Annotated in this window: 1 protein-coding gene; it reads right to left on the bottom strand. The window is 71.9% G+C overall.

Annotated features, from left to right (window positions below; genetic code table 11):
• Positions 1-147 precede the first annotated feature (147 nt).
• A partial coding sequence (locus P3T39_RS37415) for an IS1380 family transposase (protein ID WP_280703794.1) occupies positions 148-1,313 on the bottom strand: 1,166 nt, incomplete at its 5' end.

The raw sequence follows: 1,313 nt of genomic DNA, 5'->3' as shown, positions 1-1,313 counted from the left end.
CCCGAATCCACCGCTCCGCCTCTGAGGTGACCGTTTCGGGATTCGGGCGGCGGTGACCGGTCGGAGGGCGTGTGGCATCCGCTGGTCTGTCCAGCTCTTCCACAGGCTCTCCGGTCGGGCCCTCGCGGGCGGGGTGGGTGGGTTCGGTCAGCGGGTCGGCGGTGCGTGGGCGGCGTCGAAGAAAGCGGTGAAGGCGTCGCGCCAGTGCCACTGCGTCGGCAGACGTATCGTCAGACGTCGCGCCGAGCGGGAAATCCGGCCCGGGAAGTTGACCAGGTGGGCACGCAGGGTGGCGGTGGTGGCCTTGGCGTGGAAGGTGCCGGCCAGGCATCCGGCGGCCCGCAGCAGGTTGAATGCGATTGCCCACAGAGTCAGCCAGGCGGCGTTGGCCTGGAAGTTCCCGGAGGGCAGGTGGGCCAGCGGGCCGGATTTGCCGTCCGCGATCACCTGCTCGACGACTGCGTGCTGCCGGTGCTGGAGCCCGGCCTGGAGCATGGTGAACGGGCTGTCGGTGAAGACGGGGTGGTAGCGCCAGGTGGTGAACAACTCGCCCTGTCCGGCTGTGACTTCCGTGTTCAGGCGGCGGACGCGGCGCACGATGAGGCGGGCGGCGACGTGCTCGGCCTTCCGGCGGCCGGTGAAGGCGGTGTAGCCGATTTCGGCGACCTCGGCGTCGGAGACCAGCTCGCCCGTGTCCGGGTCGGCGAACGCCTCGGGGTAGTGGATCGGGGTCCAGGCGTCGTCGGCGATGGTGGTGATGGCGGCGGCGACGTGCGGGTTCATCCGCACCGTGAGCGAGAAGCGGGCGCCCGCCCGGCGGCAGGCGGCCACGACGTCGGCGTTGTAGAACTGGCTGTCGGCGCGCACGATCCGCACGCCGGTGCAGCCCGCGTCGGCCGCGCTCGCGAGGGCTTCGGCGGTGAACGAGCCGGCTCCGCGGGCATCGGCGGCCTTCCCGCGCCGCAGGCGCACCGCTGCGATCACGGGCCGGGCGATCGGGGTGCTGATGGTGGCCAGGATCGGGTGCAGGGTGCGGACGCCCTTGAAGCGGCCGATCTCGGCGCCCTGCTTGGCGCGGCCGTAGACGCGGCGGTGGGTGGGGTCGATGTCGATGAACGCGACCTGGTCGGCGCCGGGCAGCAGCGGCGTGGTGTGGGCCAGGCGGGCGAGGAAGTCCCGATGTATGCGGTGTAGTTGGCGGCTGTGTCCGTGGGTGAACGAGCGTAGGAACGTGCCCAGGGTCGAGGGCGCGCGCACGCCGGTGAAGAGCCTGCCCATCGCGCCGTGCCGCAGCCGGTCCACATCGTCGATGC

Origin of the sequence: Kitasatospora sp. GP82, from assembly GCF_029892105.1 — a bacterium.
Lineage (GTDB): Bacteria > Actinomycetota > Actinomycetes > Streptomycetales > Streptomycetaceae > Kitasatospora.
Note: the sequence above shows the minus strand (reverse complement) of the source record. Positions and strands in the feature narration are given on the sequence as shown.